Origin of the sequence: Clostridium boliviensis, assembly GCF_033342255.1 — a bacterium.
GTDB lineage: Bacteria > Bacillota > Clostridia > Lachnospirales > Lachnospiraceae > Lacrimispora > Lacrimispora boliviensis.
This window is the reverse complement of sequence record NZ_JAWONS010000033.1, coordinates 1-329: the sequence shown is the minus strand read 5'-3', so window position 1 is coordinate 329 and position 329 is coordinate 1. Positions and strand designations below refer to the sequence as shown.

Genomic DNA, 329 nt, shown 5'->3' with positions numbered 1-329 from the left:
ATAAATAGATAGAGTGCTCCTCCAGGTTGAAACAAAATCTCCTGTGGTTTTTGATCTTTCTCGACTTCGTAGCAATGAAGAGTCAAAAGGAAACCTTTCTTTCAATGAATTCCAATTCACCATTGTATCCGCCACTTCCCAATAAAGATCGTTGTTCTTTCAATACATCTTCTTTGCTCCGCGAGGAGCGCCGTCACCGCCACGGCGGCCTCCTGAGGAGGCCGTTTGCGAAGCTCCCGCCACCAGGAACGGATGAAGCCGATCGGATTCCGCAGGAAGGAGGTGACGGGTTGGGGGTTGGACAGCACCTCCTGCAGGGTTAGGGCGGC

1 protein-coding gene is annotated in these 329 nt (G+C 51.7%); it reads right to left on the bottom strand.

The genetic code is table 11. The features are described 5' to 3' along the window. Positions 1-116: 116 nt before the first annotated feature. Positions 117-329, bottom strand: a 213-nt coding sequence (locus RZO55_RS02125; RefSeq protein WP_318062658.1) for a hypothetical protein, incomplete at its 5' end; no start/stop codon positions are given.